General features: G+C 59.9%; 21 protein-coding genes and 1 pseudogene. 11 read left to right on the top strand and 11 right to left on the bottom strand.

Annotated features, from left to right (window positions below):
* Positions 1-363: 363 nt before the first annotated feature.
* Positions 364-1158, top strand: coding sequence for an alpha/beta fold hydrolase (locus tag ACVWWD_RS28685; RefSeq protein WP_352551242.1), 795 nt, complete (start codon positions 364-366; stop codon positions 1156-1158).
* Positions 1124-2293, top strand: a complete 1170-nt coding sequence (locus tag ACVWWD_RS28680; RefSeq protein WP_457103663.1) for a PAS domain-containing sensor histidine kinase — start codon at positions 1124-1126, stop codon at positions 2291-2293. Before ACVWWD_RS28685 ends, ACVWWD_RS28680 begins: the two co-directional genes overlap by 35 nt.
* Positions 2294-2336: 43 nt before the next feature.
* Here ACVWWD_RS28680 and ACVWWD_RS28675 read toward each other — a convergent pair whose 3' ends face one another.
* The 3 genes from ACVWWD_RS28675 to ACVWWD_RS28665 form a co-directional block, all read right to left on the bottom strand.
* The gene (locus ACVWWD_RS28675) at positions 2337-3374 is read right to left on the bottom strand and encodes a sensor histidine kinase (protein ID WP_352551252.1); all 1038 of its coding nucleotides are present in this window, start codon (positions 3372-3374) and stop codon (positions 2337-2339) included.
* Entirely contained in the window at positions 3374-4861 is a 1488-nt protein-coding gene (locus tag ACVWWD_RS28670) for an ATPase domain-containing protein (RefSeq protein WP_352551238.1), read from the bottom strand. The genes ACVWWD_RS28675 and ACVWWD_RS28670 overlap by 1 nt, the downstream gene beginning before the upstream one ends.
* A 178-nt stretch (positions 4862-5039) precedes the next feature.
* Complete coding sequence (locus ACVWWD_RS28665; RefSeq protein ID WP_091586081.1) at positions 5040-5243, bottom strand: CsbD family protein; 204 nt, start codon at positions 5241-5243, stop codon at positions 5040-5042.
* A gap of 285 nt (positions 5244-5528) precedes the next feature.
* Between ACVWWD_RS28665 and ACVWWD_RS28660 the strand changes: the two genes are divergently transcribed.
* From ACVWWD_RS28660 to ACVWWD_RS28640, 5 genes and pseudogenes are all read left to right on the top strand, one after another.
* On the top strand, positions 5529-6005 hold the full coding sequence (locus ACVWWD_RS28660) for a YciE/YciF ferroxidase family protein (RefSeq protein WP_352551236.1): 477 nt from the start codon (positions 5529-5531) through the stop codon (positions 6003-6005).
* 306 nt (positions 6006-6311) lie between these two features.
* Complete coding sequence (locus ACVWWD_RS28655; RefSeq protein ID WP_352551234.1) at positions 6312-6839, top strand: hypothetical protein; 528 nt, start codon at positions 6312-6314, stop codon at positions 6837-6839.
* Between the two features lie 15 nt (positions 6840-6854).
* Positions 6855-7268, top strand: a complete 414-nt coding sequence (locus tag ACVWWD_RS28650; protein ID WP_352551232.1) for a phage holin family protein — start codon at positions 6855-6857, stop codon at positions 7266-7268.
* Positions 7249-7920, top strand: a complete 672-nt coding sequence (locus ACVWWD_RS28645) for a hypothetical protein (protein ID WP_352551230.1) — start codon at positions 7249-7251, stop codon at positions 7918-7920. Before ACVWWD_RS28650 ends, ACVWWD_RS28645 begins: the two co-directional genes overlap by 20 nt.
* 27 nt (positions 7921-7947) lie before the next feature.
* Positions 7948-8382 (top strand): annotated as a pseudogene (locus tag ACVWWD_RS28640) (DDE-type integrase/transposase/recombinase); the annotation flags it as partial.
* Positions 8383-8482: 100 nt separating this feature from the next.
* Here ACVWWD_RS28640 and ACVWWD_RS28635 read toward each other — a convergent pair.
* The 4 genes from ACVWWD_RS28635 to ACVWWD_RS28620 form a co-directional block, all read right to left on the bottom strand.
* Positions 8483-8665 carry a hypothetical protein gene (locus ACVWWD_RS28635; RefSeq protein ID WP_435054028.1) on the bottom strand — a complete coding sequence of 61 codons (183 nt, stop codon included), beginning with the start codon at positions 8663-8665 and terminating at the stop codon, positions 8483-8485.
* Positions 8666-8910: 245 nt separating this feature from the next.
* Positions 8911-11718: a DUF3131 domain-containing protein gene (locus ACVWWD_RS28630; RefSeq protein WP_352551228.1), complete on the bottom strand. Its 2808-nt coding sequence runs from the start codon at positions 11716-11718 to the stop codon at positions 8911-8913.
* Positions 11715-12992, bottom strand: a complete 1278-nt coding sequence (locus tag ACVWWD_RS28625) for a glycosyltransferase (protein WP_352732332.1) — start codon at positions 12990-12992, stop codon at positions 11715-11717. Before ACVWWD_RS28625 ends, ACVWWD_RS28630 begins: the two co-directional genes overlap by 4 nt.
* Positions 12989-14044 (bottom strand): NAD-dependent epimerase/dehydratase family protein, encoded by a 1056-nt coding sequence (locus ACVWWD_RS28620; RefSeq protein WP_352732329.1) that lies wholly within the window; start codon positions 14042-14044, stop codon positions 12989-12991. The genes ACVWWD_RS28625 and ACVWWD_RS28620 overlap by 4 nt, the downstream gene beginning before the upstream one ends.
* Before the next feature lie 444 nt (positions 14045-14488).
* On the opposite strand from ACVWWD_RS28620, the gene ACVWWD_RS28615 reads away from it, so the two are divergent.
* The gene (locus ACVWWD_RS28615) at positions 14489-15835 is read left to right on the top strand and encodes a nucleotide sugar dehydrogenase (protein ID WP_352551222.1); all 1347 of its coding nucleotides are present in this window, start codon (positions 14489-14491) and stop codon (positions 15833-15835) included.
* A 423-nt stretch (positions 15836-16258) separates the two neighbouring features.
* Positions 16259-16912 carry a hypothetical protein gene (locus tag ACVWWD_RS28610; RefSeq protein ID WP_457103662.1) on the top strand — a complete coding sequence of 218 codons (654 nt, stop codon included), beginning with the start codon at positions 16259-16261 and terminating at the stop codon, positions 16910-16912.
* 516 nt (positions 16913-17428) lie between these two features.
* On the opposite strand, the gene ACVWWD_RS28605 is transcribed toward ACVWWD_RS28610, so the two are convergent.
* Positions 17429-18277, bottom strand: a complete 849-nt coding sequence (locus ACVWWD_RS28605) for a hypothetical protein (protein WP_457103661.1) — start codon at positions 18275-18277, stop codon at positions 17429-17431.
* Positions 18278-18812: 535 nt separating this feature from the next.
* Between ACVWWD_RS28605 and ACVWWD_RS28600 the strand changes: the two genes are divergently transcribed.
* Complete coding sequence (locus ACVWWD_RS28600; protein ID WP_457103660.1) at positions 18813-19904, top strand: acyltransferase family protein; 1092 nt, start codon at positions 18813-18815, stop codon at positions 19902-19904.
* 383 nt (positions 19905-20287) lie between these two features.
* Here the strand turns inward: ACVWWD_RS28600 and ACVWWD_RS28595 are convergent, their stop codons facing one another.
* Together ACVWWD_RS28595 and ACVWWD_RS28590 are read right to left on the bottom strand one after the other, a co-directional pair.
* Positions 20288-20734, bottom strand: a complete 447-nt coding sequence (locus ACVWWD_RS28595) for a class I SAM-dependent methyltransferase (protein WP_352732377.1) — start codon at positions 20732-20734, stop codon at positions 20288-20290.
* A 13-nt stretch (positions 20735-20747) separates the two neighbouring features.
* Entirely contained in the window at positions 20748-20990 is a 243-nt protein-coding gene (locus tag ACVWWD_RS28590) for a hypothetical protein (RefSeq protein ID WP_352551258.1), read from the bottom strand.
* A gap of 1046 nt (positions 20991-22036) precedes the next feature.
* On the opposite strand from ACVWWD_RS28590, the gene ACVWWD_RS28585 reads away from it, so the two are divergent.
* Complete coding sequence (locus tag ACVWWD_RS28585; protein WP_352551212.1) at positions 22037-22819, top strand: GGDEF domain-containing protein; 783 nt, start codon at positions 22037-22039, stop codon at positions 22817-22819.
* Between the two features lie 54 nt (positions 22820-22873).
* Here the strand turns inward: ACVWWD_RS28585 and ACVWWD_RS28580 are convergent, their stop codons facing one another.
* On the bottom strand, positions 22874-23050 hold the full coding sequence (locus ACVWWD_RS28580) for a Flp family type IVb pilin (protein WP_352551210.1): 177 nt from the start codon (positions 23048-23050) through the stop codon (positions 22874-22876).
* Positions 23051-23320 lie beyond the last annotated feature (270 nt).

Genomic DNA, 23320 nt, shown 5'->3' with positions numbered 1-23320 from the left:
CTCGCAAGGTTCCGCCTGCTGGATTTAAATAGACCTCAGCCCTTCTCCTCCCGGAAATCCACCACCCAAGCGCCGCAAGTCTTCCTCGCCGCGCAAGTGCTTCCTACGGCGGTCAACACCGGGAACTTAAGCGGCGAGATGACGACGAAGGAGCGCAACCTGGCCAGCTCCGTAATTGTCGAAAACGCGTTGTGGCCGAGCGCCACTTATGGCGCATCGCCCATATCGCTTTGGCTCCCCGGACGCGCCGGGGCCTGCCGGGTGCTCCTTAGCGCGGCAAAACAGCTATCATTTGATGTAGACGGTGCTAACCTCATCCGATACTGCGGCCTCCTCCCGAAGCTATTTAACGAGCAGAGATCAATGCTGGCGTCCAGCTTGAAGAAAAACAACGTGCGCCAAGCCGGCAGCGGGACCACGTCGATCGTCTTTTCGCACGGCTTCGGCTGCGATCAGAACATGTGGCGCTTCGTTGCCCCTGCCTTCGAGAAGGACTTCAAAACTGTCCTTTTCGATCATGTGGGCGCAGGCGGTTCAGATCTGTCGGCTTATGATCCCGCAAAGTATGCATCGCTCGATGGTTACGCCGACGACGTGGTCGAGATGGGCCGCGAACTCGGCTGGAGAGATGCCATTTTTGTCGGCCACTCGGTCAGCGCGATGATCGGTGTTCTGGCGTCGCAAAGAGCGCCTGGAATGTTCAGCAAGCTGGTGCTTGTTGGTCCATCGCCACGATACATCGATGACCAAGGCTACTTCGGCGGGTTTACGTCGCAACAGATCGAGGAGCTTCTGGAAGGGTTGTCGGATAATCATATGGGTTGGTCGGCGGCCATGGCGCCGGCGATCATGGGCAATCCGGACCGGCCTGAGTTGGGCGCCGAGTTGACCAATTCGTTCTGCCGCACAGATCCGGAGATTGCCCGCCAGTTCGCCCGCGCTACGTTCATGTCCGACAACCGCTCGGACTTGCCGAAGGTTGTTGCGGATACTCTGATACTGCAATGCGCCGACGACATAATTGCCTCGGAGCGGGTTGGCGAGTATGTGCATGAGCACATCCCCGGCAGCCGGATCGTTTATTTGAAAGCAAGTGGACATTGTCCCAACCTCAGCGCGCCAGATGAAGTCGTCAGGGCCATCCGTTCCTTTGTCTGATGCTGGCGAACCCAATGCGCCGGCAGAGGATCTCGAGGACCTTTACGAAAACGCGCCGTGTGGATATTTTTCGCTTTCGTCAGAAGGCCTGATCGTCAAGGTCAATCAGACGTTTTGCCGGTGGACCGGATTTTCCAAGGATGAGCTCGTCGGGCGACGGCTTCGCGACCTTCTCAACGTTGGAGGACGCATATTCTACGAAACCCACTTCGCGCCGCTTCTGCGAATGCAAGGGTTCTTCAACGAAGTGGCCTTGGATGTCATGACCGCGGCTGGCGAAAAGCTGCCGGTGCTGGTCAATGCCAGCGAAAGACGGGCGCCGAACGGCGATCTGCTCTTCACGAGGGTAACGATATTCCCGGCCGCCGAGCGTCGGCGCTATGAGAGGGAACTGGCTGAAGCGCGAGCGGCCGCAGACGCCAGGAATCGCGACCTGACTGAACGATGGGTCGCTGAGCGCGAACAGGGAGAATTGCGCGAGCAGTTCATTGCCGTACTCGGCCACGATCTGCGCAATCCGCTGGCCGCGATCGACGCAGGCGTAAGGCTGGTGTTGCGGGAGCAGCCCGGCGAACGCATCGCCACGGTGGCGCGTCTCATCCAAGGCAGTACGTTGCGGATGGGCGGTTTGATCAACAACTTGCTGGATTTCGCACGCGGCCGGTTGGGTGGCGGGATGGCTGTCAACCTTGACGCCAGCAAGTTGCTTGAGCCCACCCTTCAGCAAGCGATTGACGAAATTCACGCCGTCGTGCCGGAGCGGATACTTGACGTGCACCTCGACATCGACGTTCCCGTCGCTGTCGACCACGCGCGTATCGCGCAGCTATTCTCCAATCTTCTGGGCAATGCTATAACTCATGGCGACCCGCTTGAGCCTGTTCGCATAGCGGTAGCGACGCGAGACGGCCAACTCATGGTCAGTGTCGCCAACAGCGGCCCTCCAATCTCGCCTGCAGCGATGGACACTTTGTTCCAGCCGTTTTACCGGGGCGAAGGGATAACCAGCAAACAAGGTTTAGGCCTTGGACTATACATCGCCAGCGAGATTGCCAAGGCCCATGGCGGGCGTATTGACGTCGTCTCTGACGCTGGGGAAACCCGCTTCACCTTCTTGATGTCGATAGACGTCTGACAACTCTTTTCTTCCGAGTAGATGAGGCTTTTGCGAGTTGCGATCAGTACGCCGGCACAAGGCGCGTGTTGCGAAGCGGCAGGGCCATGGTGAACTGCAAGCCGTCACGATGGTAATTTAATTCGACCTTGGCGTTACACTGCACGGCAACAACCCTTTCCAGAAGTGTAGTGCCAAAACCGCGACGCTTGGGCTGCTCAACCTCGGGCCCATCCCGTTCCCGCCAGGTAAGATTGACGACCTGCGTGTCACCGGACGTTCCGACCGACCAACGGACATCCAGGCGGCCTATAGGCCGCGACAACGCCCCGAACTTCGACGAATTAGAGGCCAATTCATGGACGGCCATCCCAACGGGGATTGCGATGTCAGCGACAAGCGCGACGTTCGGTCCTTCCAGAAAGATACGCGGCCTGTCGCGCGTCTCGTAGTGGCCAAGTTCGTTTTCTAGCAGTTTATGCAGGGATGCAGTCTGCCAATAATCGTCGGTGAGCATCGAATGGGTGTCGGCCAGCGAAACGAGCCTGGCTGAAAAATCTCGCACGAAATCTTCGACGTTGCCGCTCGACCTGACCGTAGCGCCCATCATGGCGCGCACGTTGGCCAGGGTGTTTTTGACGCGGTGATGCAGCTCGCGGATGAGCAATTTCTGCCGATCGGCCACTTCCTGCTTCTGTTCGATGTAGGATTGGACCTCCCGCTGGCGGGCGCGGGCGCGCAGGGCGGAACGCACCGAGTTGGCAAGGCTTGAGGCCAGGAATGGCCGTTCAAGCACGATCAGATAATGGTCCAGAAATGCGAGCCGCCTATCAACCTCGGCCCCCCGCATGGTCAGAAGCACGATGGGAAAATCCGACCATGCCGGCTGGTTTTCAAGCCAGGCTGCAAACCGGCTTCGATCGGAACTGATCAGGGCTTCCTCTGCCACGACAAGACACTGTGCGTCATCCAAAAGAGGTAGGGTTTCCTCCAAGTTGTCGCAGACATGCGAGGCAATTTGGTTCGTCGCCAGTATGGAGGCCGCGATTTTCGCATCGCGGCCGAGTGGCGCCAGCACGAGCACTGCGGGGCTGGACGACATCACCATGCCTTGTCTCTCAGAAGATCGCCCTGCTTGCCCTCAAATTCTGGAGATCCCATCAGAATGCCACGGAATTGTTCCAGTGGCTCACCAACCGCCACTCCGGCAGCGCTGATCTTAAACTCGCGAATTGTCTCTTCGTGCGGGCCGACGCGTTTCTTGACAACTGAAATGGCGCGTCTCAACCGGCCGGCGTTTTCGAAGAAACGCAACAGCATGATGGAATCGCACAGATAGGTCATATCGACCGGTGCGGCCATTTGACCATACAGGCCGTGATTGGCCAGAAGCAGGATGGTCACTACAGCCTTCTGGTTGAGATAGGTGAGGATCTCGTGCATCTGCAGCACCAAATGCTGTTCTTCCGACATGGCATTAAGGTAGCCGGTGAGGCTGTCGATCACGACGATCCTGGTATTGGAACCTTCCACAGCCGCTTGAATGCGAGAAGACAATTCGCCTGGCGAAAGCTCGGCCGGATTGACCGACTCCAGCATCAGCATGCCCTCATCGGCAAATGGCACCAGACTCATACCGAGCCCTGCGGCGCGCGCCAGGAAAATGCGCTTCGTCTCGTCAAACAACAGCACCAGTACACGCTCGCCGCGCGTGAGTGCGGCATGGCAGTAGGTGCAGGCAATGGTAGACTTGCCAACGCCGGACGGCCCCATCAGCAACGTGCTGGTCCCACGTTCCAAGCCGCCGCCAAGCAGAATGTCGATCTGGTTGTTGCTTGTGGCCGGGGAACTATGTTCGGCCATCTCATGCTCGGCTGAAACCAGCCGCGGAAAGGCGGTAACGCCGCCTGGGCGAATGACGAAATCGTGAAAGCCGCCCCGGATCTGGACGCCGCGCATCTTGATCACCCGCAGCCGCCGGCGCTCTCCACCATAGATGGGCGACAGCTGCTCCATCCGAATGACGCCGTGGCTGATCGAATGCAAATTGAGGTCGTCCTGCTCGGCCGTCAGGTCATCGAGCATAAGTACCGTCACATTGTTGAGCATGAAAAAGCTCTTCAGTGCCAACACCTGACGCCGGTAGCGCAGCGAACCTTGTGACAAAAGCCGGATTTCGGAGAGCGAATCGAACACCACGCGATCCGGTTTGATGCGTCCGATCTCAGCCAGGGCAGACTGTACGGTTTCCCCGAGTTCCAGTTCAGAGGAATGGACCAATGTCTGGAGCTGAGCGGGGTCGAGACTGAGCTCCGGAGGCACAAGTTCAAGAATTTGCAGGCCTTTCAGATCCCAGCCGTGACGGCCGGCAACTGAGAGCAGTTCGCGCTTGCTTTCTGACAAAGTGATGTAGAGGCATGTCTCGCCGTTCTTGGCGCCCTCGATCAGGAACTGGAGGCCAAGCGTAGTTTTCCCAGAACCTGGTTTTCCCTCGATAAGATGGGATCGGTTTTTGGCATAGCCGCCACGAAGGATGTAATCGAGACCGCTGACTCCAGAAGCAATTGATGACGCATCGTCTCTGTCCACTTGACCCCCCCATGACCAATTTCGAGAAAGAGATAACGGCAGCCACCTTTGGTGGTTCCAGATCCGTGGGTTGCGGCCGAGCCTTGACGCTTTGGCGAAGGGCTACCCATAAATGAGAAGCCAAAAAGGGCGCTGTACCTGCAGCGCCCTTTTTCAAGTTCAGTTCATTGATCCGAGGCTACCACCCCTGCCGACCGTACCAGTCGTCGATGTCGCGCCGAGCGCGATCCTTCTCAATGCCGTAGCGCTCCTGAATCTTCCCTTCCAGCTGGTCGCGCTTACCGGCAATGCGGTCGAGATCATCATCGGTGAGTTTGCCCCACTGTTCCTTGACCTTGCCTTTGACCTGCTTCCAGTTTCCTTCGACACGGTTCCAGTCCATGGCAGACTATCCTCCGTTTCAGACAGAGCGAAAACGCCGTCATCCGATGCGAGTTCCCAACGAATTAGCTAGCGGACCGCGTTAATGCGGGGGCGAAAGCTTCCAGCCAGCAAGCTGTTTCGTTCGCACGACGGCTCGAAAGACTTCTTGTCGCCGTCAGCGCACAATTCCTTCCTCCTCAAACGCGTCTATCTTTGGCGGTGAGCCCGTCGTGCGCAGGAACCAGGGAACAATTCGCGTCCCTCGCTCTTTCTCCCGAGCCATTTTGGGCGAAGGAGGATCATTATGAAAACGTTGGCCGATATTTTTGAGCATACCCTTCAGGATATGTATTACGCCGAGAACGCGATTACCAAGGCTTTGCCCAAAGTGGCCAAGGCCGCGAAGGACGCCAAGCTGAGGAAGGCAGCGGAGGACCATCTTGAGGAAACGAAGGGGCAGATCAGCAAGCTGGAGCAGGTGTTCAAGTCGATTGGCAAGAAGGCCTCCGGCGAGAAGTGCGACGCCATCGAAGGCCTTATCAAGGAAGCCGACGGGTTGATGGAAGAGGCGTCTGGCACGGCTCTTGATTCGGGCCTACTGGCGGCCTGCCAAGCTGTCGAGCATTACGAAATTTCCCGGTACGGCTCCCTACGCGAATGGGCAAAAGACCTCGGCCATGACGAGGCGCACAAGCTGCTCAGCGAGATCCTTGACCAGGAGAAAGCCACCAACAACAAGCTGACGACCCTCGCGGTCACGTCGATCAACAAGCCAAATTAACGACGCCGTGCGCAAGTCGTCCTTTGTTTCTGCGGCATCGGATGACGCTGGGGCGCCTGACGACGGGTCGTCAGAGAATACGGTCATCGATGTTGAGAGGGTTGCCGATGGGAAAGCAACCCTCTGTTTGTGTGTCTCGTCGAAAGCGAGCTACCGGGACCGCGCTTCAGCGTGGCGAACCGAGACGTTCTGCCGCCCGTGGCGACGGCAGATAACTGTGCGCCCACCCCATAACAGCATTTTCGCCGAAGCTTGGAACCGCACGGCCCTATTAAAGTTCACCTAAAAATAACAGGAGGAAACACCATGAACCCGATCAATACCAATGAATTCAGTCGATCCAACCCCTCGGGCGAGGACGATATTCTGGGTCAAACGGGTGCAGATCGCGCCGCCGGCCACAGTGCTGAAGCCATTGGCAAATTGAAGACGAGCGCGGCGGAGACGGCAACCCATTTGAAGAGCGCGGCCGCCTCCGTCTCGACCGACGCAAAGGACTACGCCGGCTCTGTTGCCGCTGACGCTGCGGATGCGTTCAAGGAAGCCGTGGAATCAAACAAGACCGCTGGCGCCGATGCGATCGCCAACATTGCACACTCCGTAAAGGAGGCCGCCGACGGCATCGAAAAGCAATCGCCACAGGTCGCAGGCATGGTGCGCAGCGCGGCTGAGGGTGTGGAGCGTATTTCGACCGACATCAGGGATCGCAATGTCGGCGAGCTGATGGACTCGGTGACGAAATTCGCGCAGCGCCAGCCCGCGGCGTTTTTCGGCGTCGGCATCCTGGCCGGCGTGATGCTCACCCGGTTCATGCGAAGCTCCGATCGGTCCTGATGAAGGACTTGCCAGATGGATGAAGGTGTCGATCGCCGTCCTTTCAGAACCGTTGTTAACGAAGCGGTCGGTCAGTTCGCTTCTCTGATGCGGCTTGATCTACGCCTGCTCAAGGCGGAGATGCGGGGCAAGACATCGACACTTGTCTCGTCCGGTGCGTGCGGCATCGCCGCCGTCATTTTATTTATGCTGGCCGCCTTCGCTCTGGTTCAATGTCTGATCCTGGCGATGATCCACTTTGGCGTCGGCGCAATGCTTGCCTGCTTCATCATTGGCATCGTCCTGATCGGCGGCGGTCTGCTTTCCCTCCATCTGGCCAAGCGAGCACTGGTCGGGTGGACCATCACTCCCGTTGAGACGGTGAACCAGGTTCGCAGCGATCTGGCAGCATTGAAACAGGGGGTGCGATATGGCTCTACTCAACGATGAGATCAACGAGATCAAGGTCCAAAGCCGGGCTGAACGGCAGGCACTGTTCGAGCCGGTTAGTGAACTGAGCCGTCGCGTGCAGCCTCGGCACCTGGTTGAGGTCGCAACCCAATTCGCCAAGCACAAAGTCGCTGGCGTCGTTGGTGGTGTTTCGAACGCGATCAAGGAAAACGGCGGTACAACGGCGGCGGTAGCCCTGGGCGCCGTTGCCGTCTTCGATGCCGGCAGGCGGAGTGCTCATGATCCGACCTCAATAGTCGGTCCTGCCGACATGGCCCCTGAGACATTTTCTGGCGGTGAGAATGTGGACGCGGCGTTCATTCGACAACCTTCGCCGCCGCGCAAGGTCACCAACTTCGATCGGGCAAAGGTGCTGGCTGGGACGGCCGGAGGACTGCTGGTGGGCCACGTTATCGGGCGGGCGTTCCAGCCGACAGTAACTGAACGCGCGCTCTTCGGTAAAGCGGCGGACGAGGTTCAGGACGCGACGGACAAATTCCTCAACCATCATTCGCACGGCGCAAAAGTGGCGGCTGCGCAGGCGTTTGGCGTCGCAAGATACGCCGCCGCTTTCCTCACTGTGATGGCGGCGCTCAGCGATCACATGCGCCGGCCGACGGCCGTGGCGAACAAGCCGACTGACATCAAGTGAAGGCTTCGCCTTGCGAGGTTTATGGAGCAGATAAAGGCGAAGCTGCGAGACGATCGCCAGCCAGCCGTCGAACCCAACGACGTCTGGGCGATGGACTTCGTTCACGACCAGCTCGCGACGGGCAAGAAGATCCGGGTCCTGACGGTCGTAGATACGTTCTCACGCTACGTGCCGGTGCTCGACCCACGCTTCAGTTACCGCGCCGAGGATGTGGTCAGGATGCTGGAACAGGTCTGCCCCAAGATCGGCTATCCAAAGACGATCCGGGTCGATCAAGGCTCGGAGTTCGTCTCCCGCGACCTCGAGCTGTGGGCCTACACCAGGGGCGTCACGCTCGACTTCTCGCGACCGGGAAAGCCAACGGACAACGCTTACATCGAAGCCTTCAACGGCCGCTTCAGGGCGGAATGTTTGAACGCCCACTGGTTCCTGACGCTTGCCGACGCGGCCGAAAAGTTTCAGCCCGCCATCGTGAAACAGCCGGAAAACTCCACCTTCCGGCGGTCCAAAGAATGATATAGGAGCAAAACGGCCATGGCTCTAATTCCCACTGGATGACAGTTCAGTGGCAGGTCAGTGGGGCCGGTGCTTCGGTCGGCGGCAGCAACGGCATCAATGCCGGGGCAGCGCGCCTGAGGGTGGCGGGCGAGACGCCGACGGCTACGTCGATGTGAATGCCGGTCCAACCGTGCCGCCTGAGTGCCACGATGCGCTGGGCGATCGACGTCGCGGTAGCCTGTGGCATTTGGATGAGCCGCGAGGAACGATCGACGATGCCGACCGCCCTTCGGCCTTTTAGTACTCGACCCGCGAACAATCTTGGCCGCCACGTCTAGACGCGCGCTGCATGGGCTTGGCAAAGACGCCTGTCAATGGCCAATTGATCCAGCAACTGCAACATACCACGGCCTGCCGCGATCGCCGCTCCGTTGGCATCAAGTAACGCAACCGCCGGGCGGCGCGATGCTTCCTCGCCAGATGCCGCGGGGTTCAGGCCTCGGCGCGCGAAATCAGCGGTTTGCGGCCACCGAGTGTATAGGCGACGGACTCCAGGATGATGCCGTTGGTGTTGATGTCGGTGACCTCGATGCGCTTCCCGGTACGCTCGGACACTCCGGCGGAAAAACCCATTCCCTTCATCCTGGCGCGCTCCCTGACATAGGCCACGAGCTTTTGCGCGTAGTCGCCCGGCCGCGCCGCGAGCCACAGATAAGCGCCCTTGGAGTTTACCAGCCGCAGCGAGTCGGAAAGCTTTGCCGCCTTGTCGGGCGCTGAAGTCTTCATCGTGTCGACCGGGAACGTGCCGCCGTCGTTGATCAACTGGTAGCCCTGATAGGTGAAATAGGGAGGCCCGGCCATGGCGGTTTCGGAAACGCAGGTCAGGATGCCGGTTTCCTGGAAGCGTTTCATCTGGGCGGCGTAGAGGATATCCGCGATGAGGCGCCCCTGCGGCGACGCGCCGAGCTCGATCTCCTCGGTCACATGAGGCTCGGTCGCGATGCGGCCGCGCTTCTGGACCTCCATGATGGTCGCGAGGGCTGCGTCCATGTCGTTGCTCGGGTCCGCGGTGGTGAAGACCGGCGCTACCGCCTCGCCCCAGAGGCTGTATCCGCGGCCCGCATAGCCGGCATAGCTGTTGTATTGTCCCGACGAAATCCTGCCGCTGTCGCTGACCACATGCATCTCGCCGTCCTTGAGGACGGAGCCGAACGACCAGTGCTGCACCAGCTTGAACACCGGGAAGGCGCCGGCCGTGTAGCTGTCCAGGATCTTGAGCGCCACCAGCAGGCGCCCGGTATCGGCACTGTCGAAGCCGTCGCGCTCGCCGCCCTTGGCGCTGAGCCGCCGCTCCGTATTTGGCAGCTTCGCTCCGGCAAGCCTGAAATCACCCTCGCCGAGGAAGGCGAGGATACGATCTATCATTGTCTCGAACTGAGTCTGGTCGATGATGCGCAGGCGCTGGGCTGAAACCGCCGCCAGGATATGCGACCCGATATCCCACATGGTGATGAACGGATATCCGGTCTGCTTGCCGGATTCGATCCAGGATGTGGCAGGCGCCATGCCGTTGTAGTGCTTTGCGCCCCAGTCGAAATAGGTCCAGGCCAGCTCGGCATCGGCTCTCAGCGCTTCTTCTTCCAGCTGATGCGGTTCGGGCTTTCTCCAATCCTTCACCGACACATCGACACGGGCTTGCCTGATGCGACCCACCTTCGGCATGGGCGGGCAGACGGCTTTGTAATACTGCGCAAAATTGACCAGCGTCGTACCCGGCAAGCCGGCCATCCGGGTGATGGAATCGAGTATCACCTGCTTCTTCTCGGGGGTTTTGGCAGTGTCCGGGTGGATGCAGAAGACCGCATCGTTGTCGTCTCCGAGAAAATCGAAAACCTGTTCCTGGGAGAAATAGGGAAGGTCGCCAGTCCAGGCGGCTTCGAACTTGACGGTATTGGACACATGCAGGATGCCCCGCCTGTCGAGGCCGTTGAACCAGCGGAGCGTGCCTTTCTCGGCGGCGAACATCGGCGTTCCCGTGCCGGCCACGGCATCGAGCGTGTTGTCGTCAAAATCGTCGTTCGGCGGGATATAGGTCAGCGGCAGCGTGCCGGTGGAGCGGTAGATCTCGCTCATGCAATCCCTGATGAGGTCGACATCCTTCGCGAGCGAGTTTCCGAGCAGCTCGGACGGCGTATGATGCCAGCCATGGCCCGCTATATCGTAGCGCAGGTCCCCGAGCGTCGATCGCAGAAAGGTTTTGCTGGTCTCGTCCGCCGACAGCAGGCCCGCCTTGGGGGCCGGGATGATGGCGTTGGTGAGCGGGTAGCCGGCTTCGATGAGGCCACGCACGAAGGCCATGTGGCTCGGGTCGGTGTCGCTGTCGAGGCGCAAATCATCCACCCTGACCACGATGTAGCGCCGGTTGGCGGCGCGGCTCTGCGTATAGAGCTTTTGCGGTGTCAGGACACGCGCGGCACCGGACGAAGTGGCCGCAAGCACCGCCATGGCAACACCGGCCGCGTAGTCGGCCGCGTCAGCATTTGACAGACCGGCAAGCGCGTCAAAGGAAATTTCAACGATGATCGGGTCGATGTTGGCGGCAAGAGCCGTGATGTTCTGCGCAAGCAAGGCCGGCGCCGTGAGGACGGTCGTCGCATTGCCCGATGTGGCGGAGGTTCGCGCCGAGGCGACGGTATTCACAAGGCCGGTGTTGGTCATCCAGTAGCCCCCATCCGAAGGCTTCACGCCGGCCTTGTCGTCCTGACCGCCCGCAAGCCGAATGACGGTGCGGATGCCGGCCGACCGCATCGCCGCGGCGTCCTGGGGCGATTGCAGCGGCTGATTGGTGGTCAGCGTCAGCGCGGTGATGACGGCGGTCGACTTGTAACGGTCGAACGCATTGATCATGTGCGAGAAGGCGGCCTGCATCTCGCCCGCTTGCCGCGCCTGAAGATAGGGATCGGCCAGGGCGATTTCCGTGGCATGGATCCCGAATTCGATGGCGTTCGGGGCCAGTTCCACGGACTGCCTGATCCACTTGGCGAGGGCCGAGTTGTAGCCCGGGATGTCGGCGGGATCGCCGGTCATCCTGATGGTCATGGCGATCGGCAGGCCGGCGGACGAGAAGGGGTCTGCGACAGCTCCAAGCTTGCCTGTGTCGGCGCGGGCGCCGACGCCGCTGACGATCACCATCAGCGGATTGGGCAGGCGCGCGGCGGCCGCGGCGACACCGCGACCGGCAACGGCCAGAAGCGGAATGCTGATGCCGCCGAGAAGAAGCGAACGCCGGCTAATGTTCATGCATGCCTCCTGTCGGCGTCGCGGATCGCGTAGCGCGCCGGACTGACCCAGCGGCCATCGGATTTGGCGGAGAAGGATTTGACGAGGGCGCGCAGGAAAAGCGCGGCGTCGAGAAGCCGGATGGCCGGAAAGGCAATGCCGTAGAGCATTAGGCTCGGCCGCCGCTCGATGATCGCGACGACTACGGTAAGCGCATAGTCGACGGCGAGGAACAGAGCCAGCAGGATGACCGGCGAGACCGGTCGTATCGCCAATTGGCCGATCGAGAATGCGGGGATTTCGAAGCCTGTCGTCAGATAGGCGATGGTAGCCAGGGGCAGAGTGAGGACGAAAATCGATATGACGAGCAGTTCGGCCAGCAAGCCGCCGAGCGAAAGCCAGAAACGGCTTGGCCAGACCCCGTGCCGGCGCACCGTCTGCCAGAAGCCGAGATACCAGCGTTGCACCTGCTTGCGGTAGTCGGAGAGGTTGAACGGATCTTCCGACGAACACCGGGCTTTCGGCGTATAGGCGACGCGGCCCAGGCCTTTGCGCTGCACCTCGAAGGTCATATTGAAATCTTCTATGACAAGCCCGGGGGCCGTGATGTCGATCTGCGTCAGGGCCTGGGTGCGGTACATGCTTGCAAAGCCCGGCGCGATATAGCTCACGCTGGTCCATTTCCAGGACTGGCCATACTGGAAAGCCGTCTGCAGGATCCTGTAGAGGCGCGTCCTGTAGGCGGCAAAGAGCATATCCAGCCGCGGCAGCCGCTGATCGCGCCAGCGCGACAGGACATGGCCCGCGACGACGCAGACACCCGGATCGTCGAACAAGGGAAGAGCGTGGTCGAAATAATCCGGGTCGATCTCGGAGTCGGCATCCTGGATCAGCACGGCCTTGTACCGCTCGCAAAGGCGATAGTGCTTGATGGCCCGGTCAATGGCTTTGGCCTTGCCCCCGTTGGGCCGGATATCAAGAGCCCTGCAGCCCAGACCCCGGGCGATGGAAACCGTGGCGTCCTTCGATCCGTCGCTGGCGACATAGATCTGCCGGGCCGGGATGATCGCCTTGAGCGCGGCAATGCATTTGGGAAGCGCGATTTCTTCGTTGTGCGCGGGGATGACCACCGCGACTTCGGCGACCCCGATGGAGCGGGGACCGGCGGCGGCTTTGCGGCTGCCGAGCTCGGCGATGAAGCGCAGCAGCCCGACCGTGCACCAGAACGCGATGTTGATGCCCAGCGACGCGCTGAGCACCATCATGATCAGGTTGAGGGCGGCCGTCGTGCTCATGGCGAGGCGGGTCGCGACCGATCGCCCCAGGCCGGCACGCTGCCGTCCCTCCTGTGCGCGGGGCCGACAGCGGCGCCAGCCTGCTTGATGCCCAGCGAGCGAAGCAGGTCCTGATAGCTAAGGCGGATGCCTGCTTCCAACGAGATGCTCGGCCGCCAGCCGAGGGCCTGCAACTTGGTCGTATCCGGCCAGCGGCCGCGGTGATCGTCGATGAAATGGTCGCGAAAAACTGCCTCGCCGGCAAGGCCGGTCGCCTTTTTCACTGCGGCGAAGAGGTCGCGCACCGTGATCTGTTCGTCGCCTCCGACATTGTAAACCTCGCCGCTAACGCCCTTGTCGACTACGATGAGAAGTCCGCTCACGAGATCGTCGACGTGGAGAAAGGTGCGTGTCTGCGTCCCGTCGCCATAGATCGGCACGGGCTGGCCGGCGATAAGCCGAGTCAACATCTGCGGGATGACGCGCTGGTCCTTCGGCGACATGGCGGGACCATAGGTGTTGAAGATGCGCACGATGCGCACCTCGACGCCGTATTTGCCCCCCCAGAACCGGGTCAGCGCCTCGCCGAAGCGCTTGCCCTCCTCGTAAGCGCTGCGCGGCCCGACGGGATCGACCCGCCCGACATAAGTCTCGTGCTGCGGGAAGACCTCCGGATCGCCATAGGCCTCGGCGGTGCTCGCGAACAGGTATTTCGCCTTGCACCTGCGCGCGATCTTCAACAGGTTAAGCGTTCCGGCGGATGAGGCCATGAGCATCTGCTCGCCCAGCCGCTTGATATTGGGAACGCCCGTGGGACAGGCGAGATTGTAGACATGGCTGTATCGACTGCGCTGCAACCGGCGGCAGATTGCCGGATCGGTGATGTCCATCTTGATGAAATCGAAGTTCAGGTGGCGCGACAGCCGGTCGACATTCGCCTGGCGACCGGTGGAGAGATTGTCGACGACATCGACATGCGCGCCGTGGTCGAGAAGGCGACGGGCTAGATTGGTCCCGAGACACCCCGCGCCGCCCGCGATAAGGCATCTGACTTCATTGGTGTTCATGCTCATCGAGCGACAATCCTCGTTTGCAACAGAAGGGAGCCGCACTCCCTCGTTGTGCGCCTTCCGCATGAAACGAGGATTTCCCCAAGCAACGCAACTGATAGTTAATAATATGATAAACAATAGTGGTTAATTACTGCATTGTAATTATTGCCTTTTTTGGGATTCATTTTTTAGCCTGACCCGAAATGAAGCAGCTGTGTGCGAAACCAGCACAAGCAGCGTGCTTGACAATCCGCGGAAACTTGATCCGCGCCGGCCACCGCCCCCCTGTCTTTGCCGGTTCCAGGCAAGGCTCGGCCACAGCAGAAGCCTCGTGGCACAAGAGTTGCAGAGCGATCCACGGCAACGTGGGGGTATGACGCCGGCTACAGACGTCCTGTTCCGTAATTCACGTCATTTGCAATGAGGCGCGCCGGCTCCGGGCCAGCGCCACTGATGGAGGCAACAATGGCTTTGGTCGAGCAGACTCGCGGCGCGACAATTCATTCAAGACTTGAGTCACGGACAGCCACGGTCGGCATCATCGGGCTTGGCTATGTCGGACTGCCGCTCGCCGCGGTGGCGGCGCGAGCCGGCTTCCGGGTGATCGGTTTCGACATCGACAACAGCAAGATCGAGAGGCTGAAAGCCGGGCGGTCCTATATCGGCGCTGTGACCGACGATGCGCTGCAGATCATCAGCGCAAACGGGTCTTTCCAGGCGACATCGGATTTCGCGGCCCTCGAGGAATGCGACGTGATATCCATTTGCGTCCCGACGCCGCTGACAAAGCAGCGCGAACCCGACCTTTCCTTCGTGGAAGGAACGACGCGCGCCATCGCGGCCCATCTGCGCAAGCATCAGCTGGTCGTGCTGGAATCTACCACCTATCCCGGCACCACCGACGAGGTGATGAAGCCCATACTGGAGGCGACGGGCTACAAATCGGGCAGAGATTTCTTTCTCGGCTATTCGCCCGAGCGCGAAGACCCCGGCAGCATCGGCTTCGAAACCGCCACCATCCCGAAGGTTGTCGCCGGCGACGGGCCGGTCGCCGCGAAACTGGTGGCGCTGTTCTATGGGGCGATCGTCGAGAAGGTAGTGCCCGTATCGAGCATCAAGGTAGCCGAAGTTGTGAAGCTGACGGAGAACATCTTCCGCGCCGTCAACATCGCCCTGGTCAACGAGCTCAAGGTGATTTACTCCGCGATGGGGATAGACATCTGGGAAGTCATCGAGGCGGCAAAGACGAAGCCTTTCGGCTATATGCCGTTCTACCCCGGTCCGGGGCTCGGCGGCCATTGCATCCCGATCGATCCGTTCTACCTGACCTGGAAGTCGCGGGAGTTCGACGTGTCGACCAAGTTCATCGAGCTTGCCGGCGAGATCAACGTCTCGATGCCGCACTATGTCATGTCGAAGCTGTCGGAAGCCCTCGACACGCAGCTTGGCCTGCCGCTGAGCCAGGCGGCCATCCTGATCGTCGGCGTCGCTTACAAGAAAAATGTCGCGGACGTGCGCGAAAGTCCCGCGCTGAAGCTGATCGAGCTGCTCGAAACGAGGGCCGCGGACATTGCCTATCACGACCCTCACGTCGCGCGCCTACCGAAGACCCGGAAGCACCCGACGCTGGCCGGCAAGGATTGCATCCGCCTCAACCGCGACTCAATCGCGGCCTATGACGCGGTCGTCATCGTCACCGACCACGACGGAGTCGATTATGGGCTGCTCGCGAATCATTCGCGGCTGATCATCGACACGCGCAACGCCATGCAGCGCAACGGCATCGTCTGCGACCGGGTAGTTAAAGCGTAGAGCATTCACTGACTAGCCTGGAATCGGGCGCCGACGTCTCCCCGGACGACACTGACGGCGCTGCGCTAGCGTGGCGCAACGGCGCTACCACGCCAACCGATTTCGAAGTGCTGGCCGGCTACGACTACAGTGACGCCCCGGCAAGTCAGTGCCGACGGCATGATTATCGTAGGCCTGTCCAGCGACATGAATGGTCCCTATCACGCGACATCCTGGAAGAATGGCGCGACATCGCCTGTCGATCGGGACACTCGCGGAAATGCAGCTCTGCCAGTGCAGTTAGCAGCGACGGCTCGGTGATCATCGGAGAGTCGAACACCGTCGGGGGCTCATATCTTGCAGTCTCATTGGGGAACGGCGCAACGACACTAACATCCCTTGAGACACTAGGTGTTCAGTCTCTAGGTCAAGTGGACCGCATCGATGGGAAGCGATCTGGCCGTTGGCACACGCCGTGCAGATAGCTTCTTAAGGTGTAAGGCCATGAAGGGTCTTGAGCCGCGTGGCGAAGTTGTATCCTTCGACGAAGGCGGCAAGGTGATTTTCAAGTTGTCCGTGGGTCTCATAGTGATATTGCCGGACGTTTCAGGGTCCGGTTCGTCCGTTCGGGCCGTTGCTCAATGGGTGGTTGGGCTTGGTGAAACGGTGATCGATGCCGCGCCTCCAGCAGGTTCGGTCGACGGGGTGGCCGCGCCAGCGCGCGGCTGTTTGACCGGCTTGTCGCCGACAAGCGCCGCCTGTTCCTGCATCCATGTGCTGGTACCGGTCGCCGCCGATGGCGCGCCGCGACTGAAAGGGCGCGTCATCGGCCACGTCATCGAGCTGATGATCGACATCCCGCTCTCGCGTTCGATCGCCAGCCTCGTCGCCGACTTTCGGCTGGCGCGCCTTCTACGGCATCAGCGCCACGGCACTGGCGCTACTTGCCATCTTGCTCGGCCTGACGCCGCCAAGGCGGCGGCCGCCGGCGCGTGCGAGCTATTCGAAGCTCATTGCCTCGCTGATCGGACTTCTGGGTCAGGAGCTGAAGCTGAGCCGCCGCGCCTTCAGGGCGAGCCCGGTAATGGTGGCCTTTAGCGTGTTCGGGACGGCGCTTGCGCTGCGCCTCTCGGCCTGGCCCTTTGATCTCGGCAAGAAGGCATTGCGCTGTTCGGTCTGGTTGCCCCCGGGGTGCGGCGGTGACGCCGATCTTCGGCCGCGCCGGCGAACGCGGTTTTACGCGTCGGCCACGGTCCTCTACCATCTCTTGCTGATCGCGGCGCTCGGCTTCGCCCCATGGCCGGCGCGGCCGCCGGCGCCGCACAGCTGCCGCTCATTTTCATGAGCGGCAGCGCCGTGCTGCTCGATATCGGCGTCAGTGGCGACCAGACGCTGGGCCGCCGGGCCGCCAAACTGCTGCGGCCAAAGGCGCGCGGCCGCATCAACGGGCAGTTCTTCGGCATCTTCTTCTTCGGCGGCGCGATCGGCTGGCTGCTTGCCGGCATTGCCTGGCCTGGGGTGGCTGTAATGCGGTATGTGGGGCAGGGGCCGCGTTCGGGTTTATCGCGCTGGCGGCCGACCTTGCGGCTGGCCCGGAGTAGCTGCCGCCCGCCTCTACGCGTTCCTCGGATCGGCCACGCATTGCGGGATGGAGCGAGTGGCGGCGATCAGCTTGCCGCGCACTCCCGAAGGCCGGCGCAAATTCTGCCAGTAGGCGCCGATGCCCTTCATCTCGGTGCCCTCGCCGCCTCCCAGGGCTCCGTCGGCGACGACCAGCATCGTCACGATCTTGACGCCGCAGGCAAGGTTGCGGTCAGGATCGGTGACGTCGACCTCCGACTTGAATCCGCAGTGATATCTCTGCTCGTCCGAAAGCGACAATTGAAGCAGGCCGATCGAATACTGGTCTTGGTCCTCTTCCCAATAGGCGGCGGTGCTGCTGTTGACGGATTCAGCGCTGACCAGGTCGGTAAGCAGCGTGCGCCAGAACACGGCGCGACCGCCGCGGTCCTGGCGAAGATAGCCGGGGCAGAAAACCCCTATGTCGGAAGGCTCGAGACCGCTCAGCGGCTTTTCGGCATCGATGAGGTAAGCCAGCTTGCGCGTCACGGTCTTATGATCGACCATCCGCGTCACCGCGCCCTGCGCCGCAAGGCAGTTTTTCGCGAAGGCCTGCGCCGCCGGCTGGGTGGTATGCCCGCGGGATTTCCATTGCGCGGTGCAGGACTGCTGGAACGCTACAACGGACGCCGCCGGCTTCGACGCGGCTGGCGAGGCAGCCGCTAGCTTGGCAGGCTTCGGTGTGGAGACTTTCGGCGCGGCAGCCTGCGGCACGGCGCTTTCGATGACCTTGGGATTGGCGCAGCCGTCGAGCACAAGGGCAAGCCCCAGCAATGTCACGACGACGCGAAACAGCCTGAACCAAATTCCGGCATGCAATCGCACTGACTCGCCAGCGTACAAGGTTCCCTCCCGAGCAGTAAACAAGAACAGACCAGCCCGGCCTCATATCGTCACTCTGCCAGATCGGCCGTGGCCTGTCACCCGATCCCGCCAGTGATCATTAAGGTTCACTTCCAGCACCCATCAGGCAACCGCATGATGGCACAATCGAGCGGTAAGCGCCGCGCCAGACGCTGTAGAAGCCCTGATGCGTCGGAAGAAACGCTCGTTGTGGTGGGCGTTGCAGCGAGAGGTGGAGGGAGGCCCGGACCTTAGTAATCGTCTCACCGGTCGGGGTCAGCGACAGCTTCATTGATCCCTGCGTCCCACAGAACCACTCCGTGCACGGGATGCTCGAGGACCACCGAAGTGGTCGGTACATCGACATTGCCGGCGCAAAAGCGACCAACAGATTCGTCGCTCAACTGAGCGGCCCGACGTTCATCGCAAGTCAGGAGGAGGAAGCGATGGCCTTCGCTGTCACACTTCTGGGCAGTTGCCCTTTTCATTGTGCAGTGCAATATGCGGAGGTGACTTACTGCTTCGCGAGGGAATAATGGCTTCGCAGCCCAAACAGACCTTCGGCGGAGTGGATCTGCTACGCTTCATCGCCGCCGTCATGGTGATGTTCTACCACTACGGTTTTTGGGTATGGGCCTATCCCGATGGCATGGCGGGCCAAGCCGCAGGCGTGATACTACCCCAGCGAGGCCTCGGACAATTTACCAGTTCGGGGTGGGTAGGTGTTCCAATCTTCTTCGTGATTAGCGGCTTTATAATCGCATTCAGCGCAGAAAACTCTACGCCCTTGATGTTCGTTTGGGCGCGTGTGAAGCGACTAGGCCCCGCCGTCTGGATTTGCGCGCCAATCACGGTCATCGTGGCTTTGTGCGTAGGGACTACGTGGCCGCACGACGCCGTTTTAAAGCTCCTCCGCACTGAGGTGTTTTGGCCGTTTTCGCCGTGGGTCGACAGCGTATATTGGACCCTCGGCGTTGAGATAGCCTTCTATTCAATCGTATGGGCTCTGCTGGCGACTGGCCGCTTTTACCTCATCGAAACGGTGGCAGCAATAATTGGTCTTGCAAGCGGCGTTTTCTGGGTTTGCTTCTTTGTGTTTGGGCTGACGCCGCTGGCAGAGGATCGCACGCTTGATCTTATACTGATCCACCACGGCTGCTTCTTTGCGCTCGGGGTGATGATCTGGCTTGTTCGCTTCAAGGGTATGACGGCCCAGCGCATTGGCCTCTCTTTGGTTTTTGTTGCGGCAGGAGTCTTGCAGATCGTCAGTTCCGTGTCTGCTACGCAAGCGAAAATCACTGAGCCAATGTACGCTTTGCCGCCGATAATCTTGTTCCTACTGGCAATCGGCTTCATGGTGGCGTCTCTGCAGGTGGAAATGTCTTGGGCCGGATGGAGAAAGGTCGGGATGATGACCTACCCACTCTACCTCATTCATGACCTCGTGGGCGCCGCAGTCATCGGAAAACTGGTGTTTAGCGGTGTCAACTACGAAGTTGCCATGGCAATATCCGCCGCGCTGATGATTGTGGTGAGCTGGCTGATTGCCGTCGAAGCTGAACCTCGGATAAGAGAGCTTCTTGACAGTCTCCTGTTTCGATATCGCCTTAGGACGCCGACATCATAATCGCGGAAAACGACCACAATGTTCACTGCGGGTCCAGTTCCGATATTCAAGATCTGCCAGCCGTTTTCGAAACTATAGGTGAAAACGAAAGCGGACCTGACGCCTGTTCATTGAGCGAGCCCAGTGGGTTACAAGTCTGCAAACAGGGAAGAAATAGAAACACAGAAAGCAATCGCACCCGACGTAGGCTTTGAGATAGGACAACATTGACTTTGACCCCCTGAACGTTCATCTATTACGATTCTCGCGGCGATATCTTATAAAATCGACGCCGCAATTTGTGGAACATTGAGGTATACCTCGCCTGACGTAACTCTGCCGACCTTACCGGTCGTAACATCGGAGTTGACATCGACCATTTGTGACAAGGTATATCGTGGGGCTTAAACCTTGTGGTTACACGAACAAGGCCGAGATGCCAGACGATTCGCTCGCTGGCTTAGGCCGCCGGGCTCATCTTCGCAAACCTCCAACGAGCCATGCGCTTCCCGAGTTCGGTCGCGAACCTCGGTGTCGCTGAAGCCACCAACTTGTAACGCAGCAAGGACCTCGCCCGGCTCTCGCGGGGTGAAGATATCTGCTGGCATGTTCATCTGATCCATATGCGCCTTGGGAAGGAAGCCCAGCACGACTCGCCCGCCGGGCCTAAGGACACGCGCGAGCTCCGCAGATCCATCTCTGAGGCTTTGCCAGAAGTATATCGTGTGAACGCTGAGGGCTTTTTCGAATGCCACATCCGGCAACGGCATATTTTCGACTGTCCCGACGCGGAACTCGGCCCGTCCCGAGCGCACGGCATCGGCAAACCGGCGAGTGGCAGCGCTCACCACATCGTGTGAGCGATCAACACCGCAGACGAATGATGCGCGCCCCGAGAAGTGTCGAGATTGCCGTTGCGCCGCCAAATCCGATCTCCACCACTCGATCTTCTTGAACGAGCTGCAATTGGTCGAGAGCGTAGCTGTTCAGCCGGGCGTTGCCCCGGTTCATACCGGCCCGAACAAGCCAGCCGCCAAAATGCCAGTTGGCCAGGAAAGCTGTTTTGCAATGAACCTTGGCGCCACCTTCCGACCCCGTTCCAACCATATGGCGGGTCGCCGGGCGTCGGCAAGCTGAAACCGAAGTTCGGCAACCACTGGAGGTGTAGAGGCCAGCGCGGCAGCGGCGTAAAGCATCGATCGAAACGGGATCGCTGTGAGCCCCCGGTTTGTTCACGGCGACACTGGAGCCGACGCAGGCGTCATTTGAGGATGAAGTAGAGTGGAATTAAAATAGAAAAAGCAGCCACGCCTGTGAGAAATAAATCTGTGATCATGCTGTCGCGATGCGCGAAGATACCGACGCGTCGGTATCAACAGCACCGCCCCCATTATTGCCCTGATTGAGCATCGCCTAATCAAGGCGGAAGTGCAAGCATCTGTCCAAATGAGGCATGGACCGTAATTACTAAGCCGACGCGATCCATCAGCCCTCTCTAGCGATGCCGGCAGCAAGAGGGAGGGACTCCTCACACCGTCATCAACGACACCAACAACGATAGGGCGAAGTTCGCATCGGGCCACAATAATGTTCAAATTGCGGAACATTCACAGCTCAGGGGTTTCGGACCGGACGAAGGGACCTGACAATGAACTTCCGTGAGAGCGGCTGGAGCGGGACAGTAGGTGCCGCTGTCAAGCCTCAGATAGGCTCAAAGGCTATGAACCACTACACGGAGAGCATGCCGTGCTTCCGGGTAGATCAGAATTTGCCGGATATCTTCAGGGGGTTGCTCGAACGACTCGAGCACGCAGAAGAGTCCATGCTTGATGAAGAACCCCTCCGAGCGCATCTTACCAGTTCAACCCGTCTCGATGGAGGCCGACTGTTGCAGCGCTAGACGGGCCGCCGCAACTCCCTCGCTCGTAGAGCGGCTACCGCCCACGACAAACGAGGAGACGGTCGCGAAAGCGCGTCGCTCGGTACTGGCTACCGGAGATATACGCCGCGAAGCCGTTTAGGCTTTGACGCTCGACAATCGTCAGTTGATCATCGTTCCATCCCGGTGCATGGCCAACGACATGTTTGCTGTAACAATAGGTTTACGTTCTGGACCTATGTTGCTCCATCTATTGGGCCACAGGCGAGGAAAAATGGCCAAGCGGATCATGGATTTCTCGTCCTTTGGTTGGGGTCGCGTCATCGTGCTCAGCTCGATTGGCACACTGTGCTGCATTGCTGTGGCGTTCGCGATTGACAGCTATTCACTGACAACAGGCGCTTGGCGTTGGGGCGAGAGCCCCCTGAACAATGTGATCATCCCCCTTGTGCTTGCCCCACCTTTCTTCGGCTACCTTCTTGGCAAACAGCGTGAACTTGCCATCGCTCATCGTGAGCTAATGATAGTCGCCTCGACCGACGCGCTTACCTTGTGTCTGAACCGGCGGGCGTTCATGGCGATGGTGGATGGCTTCCTGGACCGGGTCGCCAATCGAAAGACCGAACGGACGGGCGCCCTCCTGGTCATCGATGTCGACCATTTCAAGCTGGTCAATGATAGGTTTGGTCACGACGGAGGTGATGAGGCCCTAAAGCTCATCGTGCAAATCATCAAAGGCAGCGTGCGAGAATACGACGTCGTCGGCCGGATCGGCGGTGAAGAGTTCAGCGTCCTGCTTCCTGGTGTTAGCCCAGACACGGTTGGCAAAGTCGCTGAGCGGATCCGGGCCGCGGTCTACGACACCGAACTCAAGCTGGAAGGAGAGAGCTGCCGTTTGTCGGTGAGCGTTGGCGGGGTGGTATTCGAGCGTGACGCCTCGTTCAGCGAACTCTACCGCTTTGCCGACCAGCGACTGTATGCGGCCAAACGCAACGGTCGCAACCGAGTTGAGATCATTCATGCTTCGAAGCTTGAGGGGCAGGCCCGCGTTCATTGATCGTACGCGACAGGCGTTACCGAAACGACTGAACAATGGCCGAGGAGATGCGGATTAAGACCCGGTGCTGTTGATCGTGTTGCCGATCTTGCTGAACTTGGCATTGATGGAATTTCCAAGCGCACCTGCTCCGGCGATGATGGCAAGCGCGATAAGCGCGGCGATGAGGCCATATTCGATTGCGGTCGCACCTGACTGGTCTCGGATGAACTTGTGAAAGAGCTTCTGCATGTCTCAACTCCTAAATTTCTCCTTATAAGCATAGACATCGGACGGTTGCCGCTCCGTTAAGTTCGGCAGCCTTTTTGACACTGCTGCAATTTCCAGCCGGACTGCTCATCAATAGTGAGAATTTCAAGGGTCGCTTTGAGGCTTTTGAAGCCCTCTTCAGAAGTAAACCCTCGGCTACGCACCCGAGTGGCTCAACGGCTCGTTGCTATTGACACAGCCAACTTGCGGCTGGTGCAAAGAAAACAGGAGAGTGTCATGGATTCTTTCGTG

This window comes from Mesorhizobium sp. URHB0026, from assembly GCF_054059755.1.
This window is presented reverse-complemented; position numbering and strand designations above follow the sequence as displayed.

Excerpts from the sequence above, each read along its gene's own strand:
- ACVWWD_RS28680 (WP_457103663.1), top strand. The coding sequence starts at position 1,124 with ATGAAGTCGTCAGGGCCATCCGTTCCTTTGTCTGATGCTGGCGAACCC.
- ACVWWD_RS28625 (WP_352732332.1), bottom strand. The coding sequence starts at position 12,992 with ATGAGCACGACGGCCGCCCTCAACCTGATCATGATGGTGCTCAGCGCG.
- ACVWWD_RS28610 (WP_457103662.1), top strand. The coding sequence starts at position 16,259 with ATGGGAAGCGATCTGGCCGTTGGCACACGCCGTGCAGATAGCTTCTTA.
- ACVWWD_RS28660 (WP_352551236.1), top strand. The coding sequence starts at position 5,529 with ATGAAAACGTTGGCCGATATTTTTGAGCATACCCTTCAGGATATGTAT.
- ACVWWD_RS28600 (WP_457103660.1), top strand. The coding sequence starts at position 18,813 with ATGGCTTCGCAGCCCAAACAGACCTTCGGCGGAGTGGATCTGCTACGC.
- ACVWWD_RS28590 (WP_352551258.1), bottom strand. The coding sequence starts at position 20,990 with ATGGTTGGAACGGGGTCGGAAGGTGGCGCCAAGGTTCATTGCAAAACA.
- ACVWWD_RS28675 (WP_352551252.1), bottom strand. The coding sequence starts at position 3,374 with ATGTCGTCCAGCCCCGCAGTGCTCGTGCTGGCGCCACTCGGCCGCGAT.
- ACVWWD_RS28650 (WP_352551232.1), top strand. The coding sequence starts at position 6,855 with ATGGATGAAGGTGTCGATCGCCGTCCTTTCAGAACCGTTGTTAACGAA.
- ACVWWD_RS28655 (WP_352551234.1), top strand. The coding sequence starts at position 6,312 with ATGAACCCGATCAATACCAATGAATTCAGTCGATCCAACCCCTCGGGC.
- ACVWWD_RS28635 (WP_435054028.1), bottom strand. The coding sequence starts at position 8,665 with ATGCCACAGGCTACCGCGACGTCGATCGCCCAGCGCATCGTGGCACTC.
- ACVWWD_RS28645 (WP_352551230.1), top strand. The coding sequence starts at position 7,249 with ATGGCTCTACTCAACGATGAGATCAACGAGATCAAGGTCCAAAGCCGG.
- ACVWWD_RS28630 (WP_352551228.1), bottom strand. The coding sequence starts at position 11,718 with ATGAACATTAGCCGGCGTTCGCTTCTTCTCGGCGGCATCAGCATTCCG.
- ACVWWD_RS28580 (WP_352551210.1), bottom strand. The coding sequence starts at position 23,050 with ATGCAGAAGCTCTTTCACAAGTTCATCCGAGACCAGTCAGGTGCGACC.
- ACVWWD_RS28620 (WP_352732329.1), bottom strand. The coding sequence starts at position 14,044 with ATGAGCATGAACACCAATGAAGTCAGATGCCTTATCGCGGGCGGCGCG.
- ACVWWD_RS28665 (WP_091586081.1), bottom strand. The coding sequence starts at position 5,243 with ATGGACTGGAACCGTGTCGAAGGAAACTGGAAGCAGGTCAAAGGCAAG.
- ACVWWD_RS28685 (WP_352551242.1), top strand. The coding sequence starts at position 364 with ATGCTGGCGTCCAGCTTGAAGAAAAACAACGTGCGCCAAGCCGGCAGC.
- ACVWWD_RS28615 (WP_352551222.1), top strand. The coding sequence starts at position 14,489 with ATGGCTTTGGTCGAGCAGACTCGCGGCGCGACAATTCATTCAAGACTT.
- ACVWWD_RS28585 (WP_352551212.1), top strand. The coding sequence starts at position 22,037 with ATGGCCAAGCGGATCATGGATTTCTCGTCCTTTGGTTGGGGTCGCGTC.